Consider the following 17,480-nt stretch of genomic DNA (forward strand, 5'->3'; position numbering starts at 1 on the left):
CCTCCGACAGCCAAAATCCGCGCGGCACACGGACCTTGACCCTTGGATTGCCTGCCGGCTTCGACGGGATGATTTGGGATAGCATGGGCAATAATGGGCGTCAATGGAATCACAGGCGCGGAAGCACCCCTGCGAGGACTCCCCGCCATCACAGCTCGTTAAGGTTAAGTATCCGTAAGCGCGCAGAAATTGGCTTCGCCGAGCCGAGCGGCCCGGCGACGCGCGACATCGCCGCACCGAAAAATGTTTGCGGAAAAACGCAGTCATTTGGGCCAGCCGCGAAGCAGCACCGATCCGGAATCCATCAAAGGCTCCGCCCTGCGATGGATTCCGGGTCAAGCCCGGAATGACCGAGCACTGCCAGTGAAAGGCGGAATGCTCAAACGTCGCGGGACGCCGCCAGCAGCGCGTCACGGATGAGGCCGAGCTGGTCGCGCAGTTGCTCGGCGCCCTGCGCCGTCGCGCCCAGAGCCTGCCCGATCAGACCCTGCACGCAGCGCCCCCTCTCCCGCATCTTCTCGCCTTTCTCGGCGAGCCGGACGCGAACCTGGCGCTCGTCGCGCTCGTCACGCTCGCGCCGGATAATGCCGGCGGCGTCGAGCCGTTTGAGCAGCGGCGTCAGCGTGCCGGAATCCAGCATCAGCTTCTCGCCGAGTTCCTTGACGGTGAGCCCATCCCGCTCCCACAGCGCGAGCATCACCAGATACTGCGGATAGGTCAGCCCGAGCTCGGCCAGGATCGGCCGGTAGGCCCGGTTGAAGGCATGGCCGACCTGATAGACGGCAAAGCAGAGCTGCTGCTCCAGCCGGGGCATCTTTTGTTCAGCCTCATCCCGATCAGCCATCTCGCCCTCGCCCTTTCACATTGAGGCAAACCCGAATTTGCTCGTGCGATCAACCGTCGCGAGGTTCGCGCAAATTAATTGTTGACAATCTAATTGTACACAATCTAAATAGCAAGCGTCAGTTCACCGCAGAGAAGGAGCTTTCCGATGAAAATCCTCTACACCGCCCATGGTTCCGCCACTGGCGGCCGCGAAGGCCAGGCCGCAACCGATACCGGCAACGTCAAGCTCGTCCTGAACACCCCGAAGGAGCTTGGCGGCGGCGGCGGCGACGGCACCAACCCCGAGCAGCTCTTCTCGATGGGCTATTCGGCCTGCTTCCTCGGTGCGCTCAAATTCGTCGCCGGCAAGGAAGGCGTGAAGATCCCCGAGGACGCCCGTGTCAGCGCCGATGTCGGAATCGGCCCGCGCGATGACGGCACCGGCTTCGGCATTGCGGCCAAGCTGACGATCTCGGTCCCGGGCGTCGACAAGGCGGTGGTCGAGAGCCTCGTCCAGAAGGCCCATATCGTCTGCCCGTATTCCCACGCCACCCGCGGCAACATCGACGTCGAGCTGCAGGTGGCCTGAGCGGCCGCATGTGTCGAAATGCGAAAGGGCCGGGATCGCTCCCGGCCCTTTTCGTATCTGGAGGTGCCAGTCGGCCTGTAAGCCGGGTTCTGGATGGCCGGAGGATCGCTCCCCCGACGTGACGGCCATTCCTCTGGGACGCGCATCGCTGCGCGCCTCGAGCAACCAACCCGGACGACGGGGCACAGAAACCTGCCCCTCCCCGCTTGCGCGGAAAGCATCGTCCCTATTCGGTTTTGCTCCCGGTGGGGCTTGCCATGCCGTCCCCGTTGCCGGGTCCGCGGTGCGCTCTTACCGCACCTTTTCACCCTTACCTCGCCAAGAAAGCCGAAGCTCTCAGCGCGAGGCGGTTCGATCTCTGTGGCGCTTTCCCTGGGGTCGCCCCCGCCGGACGTTATCCGGCACCGTGTTTCCGTGGAGCCCGGACTTTCCTCCCCCGCGAGCGGGAGCGGCCGTCCGGCCGACTGGCGAGGGGGAGATGCGCGCTGGCGCGGCCGGCGTCAAGCGCAGCCGCAACAAAGCTGTCAGTTGCGCGCCGAGATCGTGCGCACCTTCGCGCAATAGGTGCGGTTGGCGCCGCTCATATGCGTGGTCATATGGCCGCTCTGATATTTCATGATGGTGCGGCAGGTGTCGCCGCCGGCAAGCCTGTAGGCCATCGCGAGATACTTCATGCCGTAGCGCGCATTGGTCTCGGCATCGAGCAGGCCGCTCGCACTGCCCGAATAGCCCATGCCGCGCGCCGTCTGGTGGCGGATCTGCATCAAGCCGAAATTGCCGGCATGCGCTGCCCGCGGATTGTAGCGGCTCTCGACCCGGATCACGGCATCGGCGAGCGAGAACGGCACGCCATTGGCCGCGGCATGGCGCGCGACGATGGCCTTAATGCCCTCGGACCCGGCCGGCGCAGCCAATGCTCGGATCGCACGCGGCTCCGCCTCGGCAGCCGCGACTTCGGGATGGGCGGCACGCGCCGCTTCGGCCTTGGCCATCCGCGCCGCCTTGCGCTCGGCCCTGCTGCCCGGCTTCGTAGTGGCCGCTTCGGTCTGCGTCTCCCCGGCCTTCTCGCGGGCGATCTCAGCCTCGCGTACGATGAAGGCTCTGGCATCCGTTTCCGCGTTCACGAGTTCCTCCGCCGAAGCCAAGCCGGAGAGGCTAATCAGGCACACAGCCGCGAGACCACCAGAGATATATCGCATGTTGAACTGAACCCACCTTACGCCACGACTGGCTAATGGGGGCGTTCAATTGATGGTCGAATGTGTCGATAATCTGTCTCCAAACGAAGAAAAACGCACAATTAAATACGTAAACAGGAATTTATTCTATATTTATCTATTCAGTATTGATATGTATTGAGACGCTCGAAAAACTTAGCCGGCCCGCACCCACAAGAACGAATCAAGCAGGCCCCCGCGCCGCCCCATTCCCGCCCAATTTCCCGCTCGCGGAACTTTTTCGGCGCGGCAGCGGGCCGCAGCGGCTCCTCTTGCATTGGCAGCGGCGCTCCCCACATCATTCGCCCTTCGGATTCACCAGGGTCATCGTGTTCATGGCTTCCTCCTTTTGGGGTGCACTCGGCGGCGGCGGGCTCGGGCTCGTTCTCGGCGGCCCCCTCGGCGCCTTGCTCGGCGCGGTTGCGGGCCATGTGCTGGTCGACCGTGAAGGGGCACCTTTCGGCCCGGCACCGCGCGAACTCGTCTTCACCACCGGCCTCGTCGCACTTGCCGCCAAGATGGCGCGCTCGGACGGCGTCGTGACCTGCGACGAGGTCACGGCCTTTCGCCGCATCGTCGAGGTTCCTCCTGACCAGCAGCAGCGCATCGAGCACCTGTTCGATCTTGCGAAGCAGACCAGCGCCGGCTTCGAGGCCTATGCCTCGCAGATCGCCGGCGCCTTCAAGGACGAACCCGCCCTGCTGGAGGACGTCCTCGACGGGCTCTTCCTGATCGCGGCCGCCGACGGAGCGATCCATGAGGCTGAGCATGCCTATCTCTGCTCGGTCGCCGGCATCTTCGGTATCGAGGAGCGCGATTTCGCCCGCATCGAGGCGCGCCATGTCCGCCGCGCCGACGATCCCTATCTCGTCCTCGGGGCCAGCCGCGAGATGGACGACGCCGAGCTGAAGCGCCATTACCGCCGCCTTGTCGCCGAGACCCATCCCGACCGCGAGATCGCGCGCGGCCTCCCCGAGGAGGCGATCGCCATTGCGACGAAGCGCCTCTCGGCCATCAACGCCGCCTGGGACACGATCCGGAAAGAACGCGGCATGAGCCGCAATCTCACGCCTGAACCCGCATGAGCCTGCCCGCATGAACGATATCGTGAAGCCGGACGCGGCGACCCCGGACAGCCGTTTCGCCGCCAAGGTGTTCCCTTCGCCCAATCACGGCGAGCGCAAGCAGCGAGACGGCGAGAATTCCGACGCCCTTCCCGGCCGCCGGCCGGACATGCTGATCCTGCACTACACCGGCATGCCCGTCGCGGGCGAAGCGCTGCAATGGCTGTGCAACCCGGTCTCGCAGGTCTCGTCGCATTACTTCGTCTTCGAGAACGGCCATACGCTCCAGCTCGTGCCGGAGGGTCGCCGCGCCTGGCATGCGGGCGCCTCGCACTGGGCCGGCGAGACCGACATCAACTCCAGCTCGATCGGGATCGAGATCGCCAATCCCGGCCATCCCGGCGGCCTGCCCGATTTCCCGGAAGAGCAGATCGCCGCGACTCTGAACCTCTGCCGCGACATCTGCGAGCGCTGGTCGATACCGCCCGAGCGCGTGCTCGCCCATTCCGATATCGCGCCCGGCCGCAAGATCGACCCCGGCGAGAAATTCCCCTGGCGGCGCTTTGCCGAGGCCGGCGTCGGCCTTTGGAGCGAACCTGCCCCGATCCGCGGCGGGCGGTTCTTCGCCCGCGGAGAGAGCGGCCAGCCGGTCGAGGCTCTGCAGGCGATGTTCGCCATGCTCGGCTATGGCGTCGCGGTCGACGGCCTCTTCGACGAGAAGCTCGAAGCGGTCGTCGCCGCCTTCCAGCGCCACTGGCGGCCGGAAAAGGTCGATGGCGTCGCCGATTCCTCGACGATCACGACCTTGCGGGACCTGCTCGCGGCAACGCAGGGCGCCCGCACCGCCTGAGCGGTCGCCAGCCCAAAGATTGCAGGAAGTTAACTCGCCCACCGTCCCGCTTTCTGGCAAAGTCGGCGCCAACTGCGCTCGCGCGCCGTGGGATGGGGAAGCGACCTTGCGCAAATGGCTGATTGGAACGGGGCTCGTCGTGCTCGCTGCAGCCGGCGGGTACTGGGCGTTGCGCCCGGCCGGCGGGGCCGCCAATGAACCACCCTATCGCACCGCTGCGCTCGATCGTGGCCGCATCACGGCCGCCGTGCGCGCCACCGGCACGCTGACGCCGGTCACCACTGTCCTCGTCGGCTCCCAGCTTTCCGGCCAGATCGTCGAGATCCTTGTCGACTACAATTCGCAGGTGAAGGCCGGGCAGATCGTCGCCCGCCTCAACAGCGACCAGATCAAGACGCGACGCGACGCAGCGCAGTCGGACCTCGAGCAGGCCAGGGCCGATCTCATCGTCAAGCGCGCTCAGCTGGACCGCGCGCGCACCGCCCGCACCAAGGCCGATTCGATCGTCCGCGATCTCGAAGCGCAGCGCGACCGCACCACCGCCCAGCTCGCCGACGCCAAGCGCACCTTCGAGCGCCAGGAGCAACTCTTCAACCGCAATACCGGCGCGCAGCAGAACCTCGACACCGCCCGCACCCAGGTCGAGATCCAGACCGCGACGCTCGCCTCGAACGAGGCCCAGCTCGCCTCGGCTCGCGCCGAGCTCAAGGGGCTGGACGCCGACATCCAGCTCGCCGAAGGCCAGGTCCAGTCCGGCACCGCCCTGATCGGCAGCCGGGAGGCCAAGCTCAAGGACGTCCTGATCGATCTCGAGCGCACGGACATCCGCTCGCCGGTCGATGGCGTCGTGGTGCAGCGCCAGGTCGATCTCGGCCAGACGGTCGCCGCCTCGCTCTCGACGCCGACGCTGTTCCAGATCGCGCAGGACCTGCGCACCATCGACATCTACTCCAATATCGACGAAGCCGATGTCGGCCGGCTGAGGCCAGGTCAGCCGGTCTCCTTCACCGTCAACGCCTATCCGAACCGCACCTTCCAGGGACGGGTCGAGATGGTCCGCCTCGGCGCTCAGACGATCCAGAACGTCGTCACCTATACCGGCGTCGTGCGCGTCGAAAACCGCGACATGGCGCTGCTGCCGGGCATGACCGCCAATCTCCAGGTCGTGACCGAGGACCGGTCCGAAGCGCTGCGCGTGCCCAATGCGGCTCTGCGTTTCCGCCCCGCCGGCGCTGTGCTCACGCCATCCACCCCCTCCGGCGCCGAGCCCGCTTCCGATGGCGCGGCAAGCGAGCGCGGCCCGCGCGCCGGAGCGGCCTTGCGCGAGCGGATCGAGACCGAGCTGCAGCCGACAATAGAGCAGAAGCAGGCCATCGCCGAAATTCTGAAGGAGCGCCGCGGCAACCGCGAGGCGATGGCTGGCCTCTCCCCGGAGGAGCGCCGCGCCGCCTTCCGCACGGCGCGCAACGAGCTCGCCGCGAAGATCGGCGCGGTTCTCGATCCCGAGCGCCGCGCCAAGTTCGAGGCGATCATGCAGGAAGGCCGCGCCGCCCCGCGCCAGGGCGTTCCGGGTCGGGTCTATGTGCTCGACGATGCCGGGCAGCCCAAGCCGGTGCCGGTCATGCTCGGCCCGACCGACGGCGCCTTCACCGAGCTGCTCGGTGGCGAGGTCAAGGAAGGCACGCAGGTCGTGACCGGCGGCGGCCCGCGCGCCACGGCGGCGCCCGAACCGCCCGCCTCCCGCCCGCGCGGGCCGCGGCTGTTCTGAGGGCGCCGCCATGCCCCTGATCGAAACCCGCGACCTCTCCCGTGTCTACGATCTCGATTCCGGCCGCGTCACCGCCCTGGACCGGGTCTCTCTCGCGATCGAGGCCGGCGACCTCGTCGCCGTGATGGGGCCGTCCGGCTCGGGTAAATCGACCTTCATGAACCTGATCGGCTGCCTCGACCGGCCGAGCGCGGGCCATTACGTGCTGGACGGCGTCGCCGTCGAGACGCTGTCGAGCGACGGCCTCGCCGAGCTGCGCAACCGCAAGCTCGGCTTCGTCTTCCAGCAGTTCAACCTGCTGCCGCGCATCGATGCCTGCGCCAATGTCGAGCTGCCGATGGTCTATGCCGGCGTGGCGCGGGCCGAGCGGCGCCGGCGCGCGCTCGCGGCGATCGGGCGCGTCGGGCTCGCCGAGCGCGCCCATCATCGCCCGATGCAGCTCTCCGGCGGCCAGCAGCAGCGCGTCGCCATTGCGCGCGCGCTGGTCAACCAGCCGCGCCTCCTGCTCGCCGACGAGCCGACCGGCGCGCTCGACAGCCGCACTGCGCTCGAAATCCTAGCGCTCTTCCAGGATCTGAACCGCGAGGGCGTCACCGTCGTCCTCGTGACGCATGACGCTGAAGTCGCCCGCCATGCGCGCCGGCTGATCCGCTTCCGCGACGGGCATCTGCTCAGCGATCTCAGGCAGGAGCCGGCCGACGCTCGCGCTGCGCTGGAAGCGCTCGATACTGGCCTCGTCTTGCCCGAGGTGGATGTGCCGGAGGCCGCGGCATGAGTCTCGTCGAAGCCCTCCGCTCAGCCCTCTCCGCCATCGGCGCCAATGCGTTGCGCTCGGCGCTGACCATGCTCGGCATCATCATCGGCGTCGCCGCCGTCATCGCCATGGTCGCGATCGGCTCGGGCGCGCGCGAGCGCGTCACCAGCCAGATCAAGTCGCTCGGCGCCAATCTCGCCATCATCCAGTCCGGCAACGTCACCCAGGGCGGCGTCAGGCTCGGCGCCGGTGCCTCCTCGACCCTGACCGACGAGGACGCCGCCGCGATTCTGAAGGAGGTCGAGGGCACCACCGCCGCCGCGCCGATCATCGTCACCCGCGCCCAGGCGGTCTATGCCGGCACGAACTGGTCGACGCAGATCACCGCGACCAATCTCGACTTCTTCGCCGCCCGCGAATGGGAGCTTGCCGACGGCCGGCTGTTCGAGCCCGAGGAGCTGCGCAAGGGCGAGATCGTCGCCGTGATCGGCCAGACCGTGGCGCGCAATCTCTTCGGCGAGGAGAACCCGCTCGACCAGCAGTTCCGCATCCGCAACGTGCCCTTCAAGGTCATCGGCGTGATGGCGCCCAAGGGCCAGTCGGCGCTCGGACAGGACCAGGACGACGTCATCTTCGTGCCGCTCGACACCGGCCGGCGCCGCATCGTCGGCCGCAACTATGCCCGCGACCGCTCGGTGCAGAGCATCATGGTGAAATTCGCGAGCGAAGAGGCGATCAATCCCGGCATCGCCGACGTCACGGCCCTGCTGCGCCAGCGCCACCGGCTGATGGAGGATCAGGACGACGATTTCATCGTCCGCAATCTCACCGAGATCGCCAACACCGCGACGGCGGCCGCAACGACCCTGTCCTGGCTGCTTGCGGCGGTGGCCGCCGTATCGCTGCTGGTCGGCGGCATCGGCATCATGAACATCATGCTGGTCTCGGTCACCGAGCGCACCCGCGAGATCGGTCTCAGGCTTGCTGTCGGCGCCCGCCAGAGCGCGGTGCTGATCCAGTTCCTGATCGAAGCGACGACTCTCGCGACCATCGGCGGCGCGGCCGGCGTCGCGCTCGGCATCGCGGCGGCGCTCACCATCGCCAATATCGCCGGCTGGCCCTCGGTGATCTCGATCGAGACGATCCTGATCGCGGTCGGCGTCTCCGGGCTGATCGGCGTCTTCTTCGGTTTCTATCCGGCGCAGCGCGCCGCGAGGCTCGATCCGATCGAGGCGTTGCGGCGCGAATGAAAATCCGGCATCCGCGCGGCAGCGCAAAGGTCCCTTAACGGACCGGGCCTAGGGTTGCCCCATCGGCACAGGAGGGCGCCTTGAACAGCCAGCAGCTCGTCGCGGCGACCCGTCCCCTCTATGATCGCGCCGTGGCGACGGCGGCCATCGGCGCCTGGGAATGCAACCTCGCCAATGAGTCGCTGAGCTGGACCGACGGTGTCTACGACCTCTTCGGCCTGAAGCACGGCTCGGCCATCTACCGGAGCGCGACCCTGGATCTCTACGAGGACCAGTCGCGCCGCGAGATGAATCAGCTGCGCAGCACCGCCATCCGCACCGGCCAGGGCTTCGCGCTCGACTGCCGGATCAGGGCAGCGACGGGCGAGAAGCGCTGGATGCGCCTCGTCGTCGGCGTCGGCCATCAGCATGGCCGCCCGCTCCGCATCTTCGGCTCCAAGCAGGACGTCACCGCCGAAAAGGGGCTCTGGACCGAGCTTGCCGGCATGGCGCGCAGCGAGCCGCTCACCGGCCACTCCGTGCCCCACAGTTTCTCCGACGCGCTGCGGCAGATCAGGCACGATCCCCGTTCCGGTCCCGACCGCCTGGCCCTCGCGATCTTCCAGATCGACCGTTTCCAGAACCTGACCGAAGATTTCGGCAAGGCGGCAACCGACACGCTCACACGCTGCATCGCCGAGCGGCTGAAGCGGCACTTCCCCGATGCCCTGGCGATCGATCCGGCTGGGCCTGGCGCCTTCGCCCTTCTGCTGCAGATGCCGGGTGACCGGCGCTATCTGGGCACCGTGCTCGACGGCACGCGCCGGTTGCTCTGCCGCCCGGTCTCGCACGGCGCGCTGGTGCTCGATTTCAGGCTATCGATCGGGGCGGCGCTGGTGACGACGGACGGCTATCGCCAGCAGCAGGAAATCCTCGCCGAGGCGGAAGCCGCGCTCCATGTCGCCAACATGGCAGGCGGCGACTGCGTCCGCGTCTTCGACGGGCCGGTCACCGCGATACGCGCCAGGGCCGCCTTGGCCTGATCGGAGCTTCCTCGCCGCTCAGTTGGCGTCCGTCTCCGCCAATGCCCGGATGAACACGATCTGCCCGTCGATCGACCGGCCCATCTCGCGCCAGCCATGGCGGCGATAGAAGCGCTCGGCCCGCGTGCCCGATCCCGTCGTCAGCCATGCCTGTGCATGCCCCGCCGCCGTCAATTCGGCGAGCGCCGCGTCGAGCAGCGCCCGGCCATGGCCGCGCCTCTCATGCGCGGGATCGACGAACAGAGCCCAGATCAGCCCGCTCTGATGATTGGCGCAGGTAAAGGCCACGACCTCGCCTGCCTCCTCCGCGACGAAGAAGATGGCGTGCTCGCGATACCAGTCGACCTCCTCGGCCGTCACCAGCGACGGATCGCTGAGGACGTCCTCGCGCACGCCCATGCGGATCGCATGGATGCGCGCATGGTCGGCAAGGGTCGCTTTCCGGATCACCGAGCCCCGGCCTCAGCGCTTGCGGACGAATTCGGTACGCAGCACGAGGCCCTTGATCGCGTCGTGGCGGCAGTCGATCTCTTCAGGATTGTCGGTCAGCCGGATCGAGCGGATCACCGTGCCCTGCTTCAGGGTCTGGCCGGCACCCTTGACCTTCAAATCCTTGATCAGCACGACGGAATCGCCATCCGCCAGAACATTACCGGCGGAATCACGCACTTCGACGCGCGCCGCGGCGGCAGAAGCTGCCGCCACCTCGGAAGCAGGGCGCCACTCGCCCGCCGCCTCGTCATAGACGTAATTGTCGTTGTCGTCGGTCATGACCGCTCAGTCCGCCATAGGGGTGCCGGACAGCCCGGCCCAGCTCGGTTATACGAGCAGGGCCGGAAATTCAACAAACGCCATCTGTAGAAATCGACGACCGCCGGCCTGGCCGCCCCTCCCTACTCCGCAGCCTGCAGCCGATAGGCGGCGGTATCGTAGTTGAGAATCGGCGCGAGCCACCGCTCGACCTCTTCGATGCTCATGCCCTTGCGCGCGGCATAGTCCTCGGCCTGATCGCGCTCGACCTTGGCGACGCCGAAATAATAGGCGTCGGGATGGGCGAGATAGAGCCCGGAGACTGAGGAGCCCGGCCACATCGCATAGCTCTCGGTCAGCTTGACGCCGACGCGCCGCTCCGCCTGCAGCAGCTCGAACAGCGTCGCCTTCTCGGTGTGGTCGGGCTGGGCCGGATAGCCCGGCGCCGGGCGGATGCCGCGATATTCCTCGCGGATCAGATCCTCGTTGGTGAAGGCTTCGTCCGGCGCATAGCCCCAGAATTCCTTGCGCACGAGCTGGTGCATGCGCTCGGCGAAGGCTTCCGCGAAACGGTCGGCCAGCGCTTTGACCATGATCGAGCGGTAGTCGTCATTGTCGCGCGCGAATTTCTCGGAAATGCGCTCCTCCTCCGCGCCCGCCGTGACGACGAAGGCTCCGATGTAATCGGGAGCTCCACCCTCCGGCGCGACGAAGTCGGAGATGCACATGTTCGGCTTGCCGTCGCGCTTCGAGAGCTGCTGGCGCAGGCCGTGGAAGGTCGCGAGCGTCTCCTGCCGGCTCTCGCCGGTATAGAGGCGGATGTCATCGCCGACGGCGTTCGCCGGCCAGAAGCCGATCACCGCCTTCGGGTTGAACCAGCGCTCCTCGACGACTCGCTTCAGCATCGCCTGCGCATCCTCCCAGAGCGCGCGCGCCGCCTCGCCCTGCTTCTCATCCTGCAGGATCGCGGGGAAGCGGCCCTTCAGCTCCCAGGTCTGGAAGAAAGGCGTCCAGTCGATCACCGGCACGAGATCGGCGATGTCGTAAGTCCGGAAGACGCGCGTGCCGAGGAAGCTCGGCTTCGGCGGCACGTAACTCGCCCAGTCCGGCCTGAAGGCGTTGGCGCGGGCTTTGGCCAGCGGCAGGCGCTGCTTGTCGGCCTCCGAGCGGCGATGCGCGTCGGCAACCTTGGCGTACTCGGCCTTGAGCCCGTCGACATACGCCGGCTTCTGGTCCTGCGAGAGCAGGCTTGAGACCACGCCAACCGCGCGCGAGGCGTCGGTGACATAGACCGTCTGCCCCTTCTCGTACGCCGGATGGATCTTCACCGCCGTATGGACGCGGCTGGTGGTCGCCCCGCCGATCAACAGCGGGATGTCGAAGCCCTCGCGCTCCATCTCGGAGGCGACGGTGACCATCTCGTCGAGCGAGGGCGTGATCAGCCCGGAGAGGCCGATGATGTCGACATTCTCCTTGCGCGCGGTATCCAGGATCTTCTGCGTCGGCACCATCACGCCGAGGTCGATGACCTCGTAATTATTGCACTGGAGCACGACCCCGACGATGTTCTTGCCGATGTCGTGGACATCGCCCTTCACCGTCGCCATCAGCACCTTGCCGGCGGCCGAGCGCTCGGAGCCGCCATTGAGACGCTTCTCCTCCTCCATATAGGGCATGAGATAGGCCACGGCCTGCTTCATCACGCGAGCGGACTTCACCACCTGCGGCAGGAACATCTTGCCGGCGCCGAACAGGTCTCCGACGACGTTCATGCCGGCCATCAGCGGTCCTTCGATGACGTGCAGCGGCTTGTCGGCTTTCAGCCGCGCCTCTTCTGTATCGACATCGATGAACTCGGTGATGCCGGCGACCAGCGCATGCTCCAGCCGCTTCTCGACCGGCAGTTCGCGCCAGGCGAGATCCTTGCCGGATGCCGCGACGGAGCCGTCGCCCTTGAAGCGCGGCGCCGCTTCCAGCAGCCGCTCGGTCGAGTCCTTGCGGCGATTGAGGACGACATCCTCGCAGAGCTCGCGCAGCTCCGGGTCGAGATCGTCATAGGAGCCGAGCTGGCCGGCATTGACGATGCCCATATCCATACCCGCCTTGATGGCGTGGTAGAGGAACACGGAGTGCATGGCTTCACGCACCTTCTCATTCCCCCGGAAGGAGAAGGACAGGTTCGAGACGCCGCCCGAGATATGGGCATGCGGCAGTGTCTCGCGGATCGCCTTGGTCGCCTCGATGAAGTCGTTGCCGTAATTGTCGTGCTCCTCGATGCCCGTAGCCACCGCGAAGATGTTCGGGTCGAAGATGATGTCCTCGGGCGGGAAGCCGATCGTCTCGGTCAGCAGCTTGTAGGCGCGCGTGCAGATCTCGATCTTGCGGGCATAGGTGTCGGCCTGCCCCTTCTCATCGAAGGCCATGACGACGACAGCTGCGCCATAGTTGCGGCAGATGCGGGCATGGTCCAGGAAGGCGGCCTCGCCCTCCTTCATCGAGATCGAGTTGACGATCGGCTTGCCCTGGATCGTCTTCAGCCCGGCCTCGATGACGTGGAACTTCGAGGAATCGACCATGATGGGCACCCGGCTGATGTCCGGCTCCGAGGCGATCAGGTTGCAGAACTCGGTCATCGCCTTCTCGGAATCGAGCAGGCCCTCGTCCATGTTGATGTCGATGACCTGTGCCCCGTTGGCGACCTGGTCGCGCGCCACGTCGAGCGCGGCGGCATAGTCGCCATTGGTGATGAGCTTGCGGAACTTGGCCGAGCCCGTGACGTTGGTGCGCTCGCCGACGTTCACGAAGGGAATGGTCTCGTCGAGCGTGAAGGGCTCCAGACCGGCGAGACGCAGATAGGGCTTCGTCTCGGGAATCTGGCGCGGCTGTTTGCCTGCCACCGCCTGCGCGATCGCCTCGATATGGCCGGGCGTCGTGCCGCAGCAACCGCCGACGACATTGACGAAGCCGGCATCGGCGAACTCGGCCAGCATCTTGGCGGTCGCCTCCGGCCGTTCGTCATAGAGGCCGAATTCGTTGGGCAGGCCGGCATTCGGATAGGCGCAGATCAGCGTGTCCGCCACGCGCGACATATCCTTGATATGCGCCCGCATCTCGCGCGCGCCGAGCGCGCAGTTGAGGCCGACGGTCAGCGGCGCGGCATGGCGCACCGCGTTCCAGAACGCCTCGACCGTCTGCCCGGAGAGCGTGCGGCCAGAGAGATCGGTGATCGTGCCGGAGATCATCACCGGCAGGCGGATGCCCTTCTCGCGATAGACCTGCTCGATCGCGACGATCGCCGCCTTGGCGTTGAGCGTGTCGAAGATCGTCTCGATCAGCAGCAGCTCCGAGCCGCCATCGATCAGTCCCCTCACCTGCTCGGCATAGGAATCGCGCACCTGGTCGAAGGTCACCGCGCGGAAGCCGGGATTATTGACGTCGGGCGAGATCGAGAGCGTGCGGTTCGTCGGGCCGATGGCGCCGGCGACGAAGCGGCGGCAGCCGTCCTCCTTCTGCGCAATGGCGGCAGCCTCGCGGGCGATGCGCGAGCATTCGACGTTCAGCTCGTAGACATAGGCCTCCATGCCGTAATCGGCCTGGGCGATCGAGGTGCCTGAGAAAGTGTTGGTCTCGACGATATCGGCGCCAGCCCGGAAATAGGCGAGATGGATGTCGCGCAGCGCCTCGGGCTGGGTCAGCGCGATGATGTCGTTGTTGCCCTTGAGGTCGTGGTTGAAGCCCTTGAAGCGCCCGCCACGGAAATCCGCCTCGGAGAGTTTCAGATCCTGGATCTGCGTGCCCATCGCGCCGTCGAGCACGAGAATGCGCTCACGCGCGGCTTGGCGCAGCGAACGCTCGATCTCGGCGCCGTCGACGGGGGCTGGCTTGTAGTCGGACATCAGGCTTACTCCGCCGCCACGGCCTGCGCCGCCGGCTTCTCGGGCTTGAGGCCGACGAGATGGCAGATGGCGTAGACGAGGTCAGCCTTGTTCATCGTGTAGAAATGCAGGTCGGTGGCGCCGCGGTCGATCAGGTCGAGCACCTGCTCGGCGCAGACAGCCGCGGCCACCAGACGGCGCGTCGCAGGATCATCCTCCAGCCCCGCGAAGCGGTCGGCCAGCCATTGCGGCACGCTGGCGCCGGTCTTGCGGGCGAAATTCGCAGTCTGCTTGAAGTTCTGCACCGGCACGATGCCCGGCAGGATCGGGATCTCGATGCCCCGCGCGCGGACCTTGTCGAGATAGCGGAAATAGACGTCGTTATCGAAGAAGAACTGGGTGATCGCCCGCGTCGCGCCGGCATCGACCTTCTTCCAGAGCGCATCGATATCGGCATCGAGCGAGGCGGCTTCCGGATGCTTCTCCGGATAGGCCGAGACCGTGATCTCGAAATCGCCGATGCGCTTCAGGCCCGCGACGAGGTCCGAGGTCTGGTGATAGCCGTCCGGATGCGGCTCATAGGTGGTGCCGAGGCCGCCGGCCGGATCCCCGCGCAGCGCCACGACATGGCGCACGCCGGCATCCCAATAGGAGCGGATGACCTCGTCGACCTCGGCCTTCGAGGCCGAGACGCAGGTGAGATGCGCCGCCGGCTTCAGCGCGGTCTCCTCGACCATGCGCTTGACCGTGGCATGGGTGCGCTCGCGGGTCGAGCCGCCGGCGCCATAGGTCACCGAGACGAAGGCCGGCGAGAGCGGCTCGAGCCGGCGCACGCTCTCCCACAGCGCGACCTCCATCTCCGCCGTCTTGGGTGGGAAGAATTCGAAGGAGACGCGGGGACGGCGCGAGCCGTGCCGGCTGGGGCGAAAGGCATTCATCAGGCAACCTCGAGATTGATCGCACGGACCGGCAGATCGGACTGGATTCGCCGGTCGCGCCCGCGCCAGAGCATGACCGGCAACTGCCCGGAGCCGCCATCGGCCAGGGTGACTTCGCGGGAAAGATCGCAGGCGAGACCCGCCTCCGTGAACCAGCCGGCGATCTGCTGGCGGGAGAAGCCGAGCCGGCGATGGGCGTGCTCGGTCCGCAGGAATTCCATGTCGTGGGGGGCGAAGTCGACGACGATCAGCCGCCCGCCCGGAGCCAGCATCGCCGCGGCCTCGCGCACGGCCCGGCCGGGATCGTCGAGGAAATGCAGCACCTGATGGACGACGACGAGGTCGAAGGAATTGCGCGCGAAGGGCAGCGCATAGATATCGCCTTGGCGGAGCTCGACGCGCGACAGCCCCGCCCGCTCCAGATTGGCACGCGCCACCGCCAGCATCGCGTGGTTGGCGTCGACGCCCACGGCGCGGCCGTATTTCGGTGCGATTCGCTCCAGCATCCGGCCTGTGCCGGTGCCGAGATCAAGCATCGCGCCGGGGGTCCCCTCGCCGACGGCCTCTTCGACCGCCGCCTCGACGACATGGTCGGGCACATGCAGGCCGCGCAAACGGTCCCAGTCGCGCGCGACGCTCGCGAAATAGCTTTGTGCGGCCTCGGCGCGGTTAGCCCGCACGGCGGCCAGCCTCTCGCGGTCGGCCGCGAGGACCGGATCAGTGCGGTCGAGCCAGGCGGCAAGCGAAGCCGCGAAGGCCCCGCCCGGCCCGGTTTCGTCGAGCCGGAAAAAGGCCCAGGCGCCCTCGCGCGAGCGCCGGACCAACCCGGCCTCGGCTAGCAGCTTGAGATGGCGCGAGATGCGCGGCTGCGATTGGCCGAGGATATCGGTCAGGTCGGAAACCGAAAGCTCGCCCTCGGACAGGAGCGCCAGGATGCGCAGGCGCGTCTCCTCGCCCGCCGCCCTGAGGCCCGCGAGAAGCACGTCGGAAGACAATGCCGTCGGCTGTCGCACGCAAACGCCTCCCGAAGCTGCGAAAAAAGATATAAAGATATCTTTATGTCAGAAGCAGCGTTCGTGCAAGCGGATAGTCGTGCGGAAAACAGGACGGTGATCGAAACTCTCAAGAGGCACAGAGTTTGTCACTACCACGCGTATTCTGTCACCGCGGCGCGTTAAAATTGTCACTAGGGCGGATCGGCGCCTGTTCAACAAGCGAGACGTGCGGGATGACGACCGAGGAAGCGCTAGTCTTGTTGATTTCCGCCGATGAAAATCGGGGCATAGTGCTGCCGCGATTGTCGGTCGAGTTCCGCAATCTGCCTCTGGACGCCCGGCCCGAGCCGGGCGTCCAATTTGATTCTAAGGCATCCCCATCATAGCTTGCTGCCAAGGTTGCTGCTTCCCGTCGGCAGCCCGCTTTGCCGGTGCTGGACCCTTGGCGGTCCAATTCCTCCAGCCCCTCGCCAATTAGGTGAGGCGTGACGCCGCACGTGAGCAGGCCTCCGCAGAGCGGGAAGGTCCGTATTGGGCAGGACCGGACTTACCAAATTGGCCCTCTCCCGACATACGGAAGGTCTGCTTCCCGGCAAGGCATCGAACGCGCATTCGTAGGCGGGTTCATCCGGGGATCTCAAGCGCAGGTGCTGGAGATTCGCAGTCCCAGCAGCCCAGCGCCGCCCCCGGATGAACAACCTTCATAGCTTCGACAGCTAGCTACCGCAGCCCACGCAACTTGCGACATTCTGCGTCGAAGAAGGGGTTGTTCATGTTCTTGGGAACCAGAGCGAAGACGTATTTCCTGCCCTGAGCCTGAACTTCTCCTCCGGCAGCGAGCAGTGCGAGCGCGGCGACACCTAAAGTCAGCGTTTTAGCCGCTTTCGACGTCATCGCTGGAACCCAGTCCGACGAGAAAGGCGGTTTCGATACCTTTGGCCGGCGACCCTTTCGCCAGGGCCTCGTGCATCTGCGCTGCTTCATCGCCGAGAAGGTTCTGGAGAACCGGGAGGGCGGCTCGACGCTGAAGCAACAGGCGATGCTATTTCGCGCCTCCCATCACAGCGGTCCGCTCGAAATCGAGCTCACGCGCCGGAACATCCCGTTCGTCAAATTCGGCGGTCTCAAGTTCCTCGACCGCGCCCATATCCAGGATCTGTTGGCGCTGCTGCAGAAGGGCATTCTCCCACGCGCGCCCCTGGCTCAACGACCTTAGAGGTCGACATGCTCAGGCATCGCTTTCAACTGCTCCTTGGTCCAGGTGGTGACGGCGAGGACGTTTCCATCTGCATCGCGCATGAACTCRAGATCGCTGATCGGTACGCCGACGTGCTTGGCCCCAATGCCGAGGAAGCCGCCAACATCCATCACGACGTGGCTCCCGTGGACATGTGACACCGCTCCGATCTTTTCATCGCCCGGCCCGTAGATTGTGGCCCCTTCAAGGATAGGCGCGGTCAGCTGACTGCTGGCGAGACGAATATGGCTGGAATGGTCCATTGTGTGCTCCTCATGTTCGAAAACGAATCGAACGTGCGGGGGCTCAGCACGTTCCCCGCCGCACCCAACCACCCTTGCCCTAA

Annotated in this window: 16 protein-coding genes, 1 other RNA gene and 1 pseudogene; 8 read left to right on the forward strand and 10 right to left on the reverse strand. The window is 66.3% G+C overall.

Features of this window, described 5'->3' with window-relative positions; genetic code table 11:
* Positions 1-379: 379 nt before the first annotated feature.
* On the reverse strand, positions 380-844 hold the full coding sequence (locus AB4Z16_RS24065; protein ID WP_441513851.1) for a MarR family winged helix-turn-helix transcriptional regulator: 465 nt from the start codon (positions 842-844) through the stop codon (positions 380-382).
* Between the two features lie 147 nt (positions 845-991).
* On the opposite strand from AB4Z16_RS24065, the gene AB4Z16_RS24070 reads away from it, so the two are divergent.
* Entirely contained in the window at positions 992-1,414 is a 423-nt protein-coding gene (locus AB4Z16_RS24070; RefSeq protein WP_441513852.1) for an organic hydroperoxide resistance protein, read from the forward strand.
* A 62-nt stretch (positions 1,415-1,476) separates the two neighbouring features.
* On the opposite strand, the gene rnpB is transcribed toward AB4Z16_RS24070, so the two are convergent.
* Together rnpB and AB4Z16_RS24080 are read right to left on the reverse strand one after the other, a co-directional pair.
* Positions 1,477-1,882, reverse strand: an RNA gene (gene rnpB, locus AB4Z16_RS24075) — RNase P RNA component class A.
* A 56-nt stretch (positions 1,883-1,938) separates the two neighbouring features.
* Positions 1,939-2,538 carry a lytic transglycosylase domain-containing protein gene (locus tag AB4Z16_RS24080; RefSeq protein ID WP_441513853.1) on the reverse strand — a complete coding sequence of 200 codons (600 nt, stop codon included), beginning with the start codon at positions 2,536-2,538 and terminating at the stop codon, positions 1,939-1,941.
* Between the two features lie 428 nt (positions 2,539-2,966).
* Between AB4Z16_RS24080 and AB4Z16_RS24085 the strand changes: the two genes are divergently transcribed.
* From AB4Z16_RS24085 to AB4Z16_RS24110, 6 genes are all read left to right on the forward strand, one after another.
* A complete protein-coding gene (locus tag AB4Z16_RS24085; protein WP_441513854.1) occupies positions 2,967-3,716 on the forward strand; it encodes a TerB family tellurite resistance protein in 750 nt (249 codons plus the stop codon).
* A 10-nt stretch (positions 3,717-3,726) separates the two neighbouring features.
* The gene (locus AB4Z16_RS24090; protein ID WP_441513855.1) at positions 3,727-4,545 is read left to right on the forward strand and encodes an N-acetylmuramoyl-L-alanine amidase; all 819 of its coding nucleotides are present in this window, start codon (positions 3,727-3,729) and stop codon (positions 4,543-4,545) included.
* A 106-nt stretch (positions 4,546-4,651) separates the two neighbouring features.
* Complete coding sequence (locus AB4Z16_RS24095; protein WP_441513856.1) at positions 4,652-6,313, forward strand: efflux RND transporter periplasmic adaptor subunit; 1,662 nt, start codon at positions 4,652-4,654, stop codon at positions 6,311-6,313.
* A gap of 10 nt (positions 6,314-6,323) precedes the next feature.
* Positions 6,324-7,088, forward strand: coding sequence for an ABC transporter ATP-binding protein (locus tag AB4Z16_RS24100; RefSeq protein ID WP_441513857.1), 765 nt, complete (start codon positions 6,324-6,326; stop codon positions 7,086-7,088).
* A complete protein-coding gene (locus tag AB4Z16_RS24105; RefSeq protein WP_441513858.1) occupies positions 7,085-8,317 on the forward strand; it encodes an ABC transporter permease in 1,233 nt (410 codons plus the stop codon). The genes AB4Z16_RS24100 and AB4Z16_RS24105 overlap by 4 nt, the downstream gene beginning before the upstream one ends.
* Positions 8,318-8,397: 80 nt before the next feature.
* Positions 8,398-9,339 carry a sensor domain-containing diguanylate cyclase gene (locus AB4Z16_RS24110; protein ID WP_441513859.1) on the forward strand — a complete coding sequence of 314 codons (942 nt, stop codon included), beginning with the start codon at positions 8,398-8,400 and terminating at the stop codon, positions 9,337-9,339.
* 18 nt (positions 9,340-9,357) lie between these two features.
* Here the strand turns inward: AB4Z16_RS24110 and AB4Z16_RS24115 are convergent, their stop codons facing one another.
* The 6 genes from AB4Z16_RS24115 to AB4Z16_RS24140 all read right to left on the reverse strand — a co-directional run bounded on the left by AB4Z16_RS24115 (position 9,358) and on the right by AB4Z16_RS24140 (position 16,791).
* Positions 9,358-9,789 (reverse strand): GNAT family N-acetyltransferase, encoded by a 432-nt coding sequence (locus AB4Z16_RS24115; protein ID WP_441513860.1) that lies wholly within the window; start codon positions 9,787-9,789, stop codon positions 9,358-9,360.
* A 12-nt stretch (positions 9,790-9,801) separates the two neighbouring features.
* Positions 9,802-10,110, reverse strand: coding sequence for an alkylphosphonate utilization protein (locus tag AB4Z16_RS24120; protein ID WP_441513861.1), 309 nt, complete (start codon positions 10,108-10,110; stop codon positions 9,802-9,804).
* Positions 10,111-10,232: 122 nt separating this feature from the next.
* A complete protein-coding gene (gene metH, locus AB4Z16_RS24125; RefSeq protein WP_441513862.1) occupies positions 10,233-13,985 on the reverse strand; it encodes a methionine synthase in 3,753 nt (1,250 codons plus the stop codon).
* Between the two features lie 5 nt (positions 13,986-13,990).
* The gene (gene metF / locus AB4Z16_RS24130) at positions 13,991-14,902 is read right to left on the reverse strand and encodes a methylenetetrahydrofolate reductase [NAD(P)H] (RefSeq protein WP_441513863.1); all 912 of its coding nucleotides are present in this window, start codon (positions 14,900-14,902) and stop codon (positions 13,991-13,993) included.
* Positions 14,902-15,915, reverse strand: a complete 1,014-nt coding sequence (locus AB4Z16_RS24135; RefSeq protein ID WP_441513864.1) for an ArsR/SmtB family transcription factor — start codon at positions 15,913-15,915, stop codon at positions 14,902-14,904. The genes metF and AB4Z16_RS24135 overlap by 1 nt, the downstream gene beginning before the upstream one ends.
* A 702-nt stretch (positions 15,916-16,617) precedes the next feature.
* Positions 16,618-16,791: a hypothetical protein gene (locus AB4Z16_RS24140; protein WP_441513865.1), complete on the reverse strand. Its 174-nt coding sequence runs from the start codon at positions 16,789-16,791 to the stop codon at positions 16,618-16,620.
* 85 nt (positions 16,792-16,876) lie between these two features.
* Here AB4Z16_RS24140 and AB4Z16_RS24145 point away from each other — a divergent pair.
* A pseudogene (locus AB4Z16_RS24145) lies at positions 16,877-17,101 on the forward strand (3'-5' exonuclease); the annotation flags it as partial.
* An 8-nt stretch (positions 17,102-17,109) separates the two neighbouring features.
* Here AB4Z16_RS24145 and AB4Z16_RS24150 read toward each other — a convergent pair.
* Positions 17,110-17,397 carry a PRC-barrel domain containing protein gene (locus tag AB4Z16_RS24150; protein WP_441513866.1) on the reverse strand — a complete coding sequence of 96 codons (288 nt, stop codon included), beginning with the start codon at positions 17,395-17,397 and terminating at the stop codon, positions 17,110-17,112.
* Positions 17,398-17,480: the final 83 nt, after the last annotated feature.

It is taken from the genome of Allobosea sp. TAF32 (genome assembly GCF_052113585.1).
Lineage (GTDB): Bacteria > Pseudomonadota > Alphaproteobacteria > Rhizobiales > Beijerinckiaceae > Allobosea.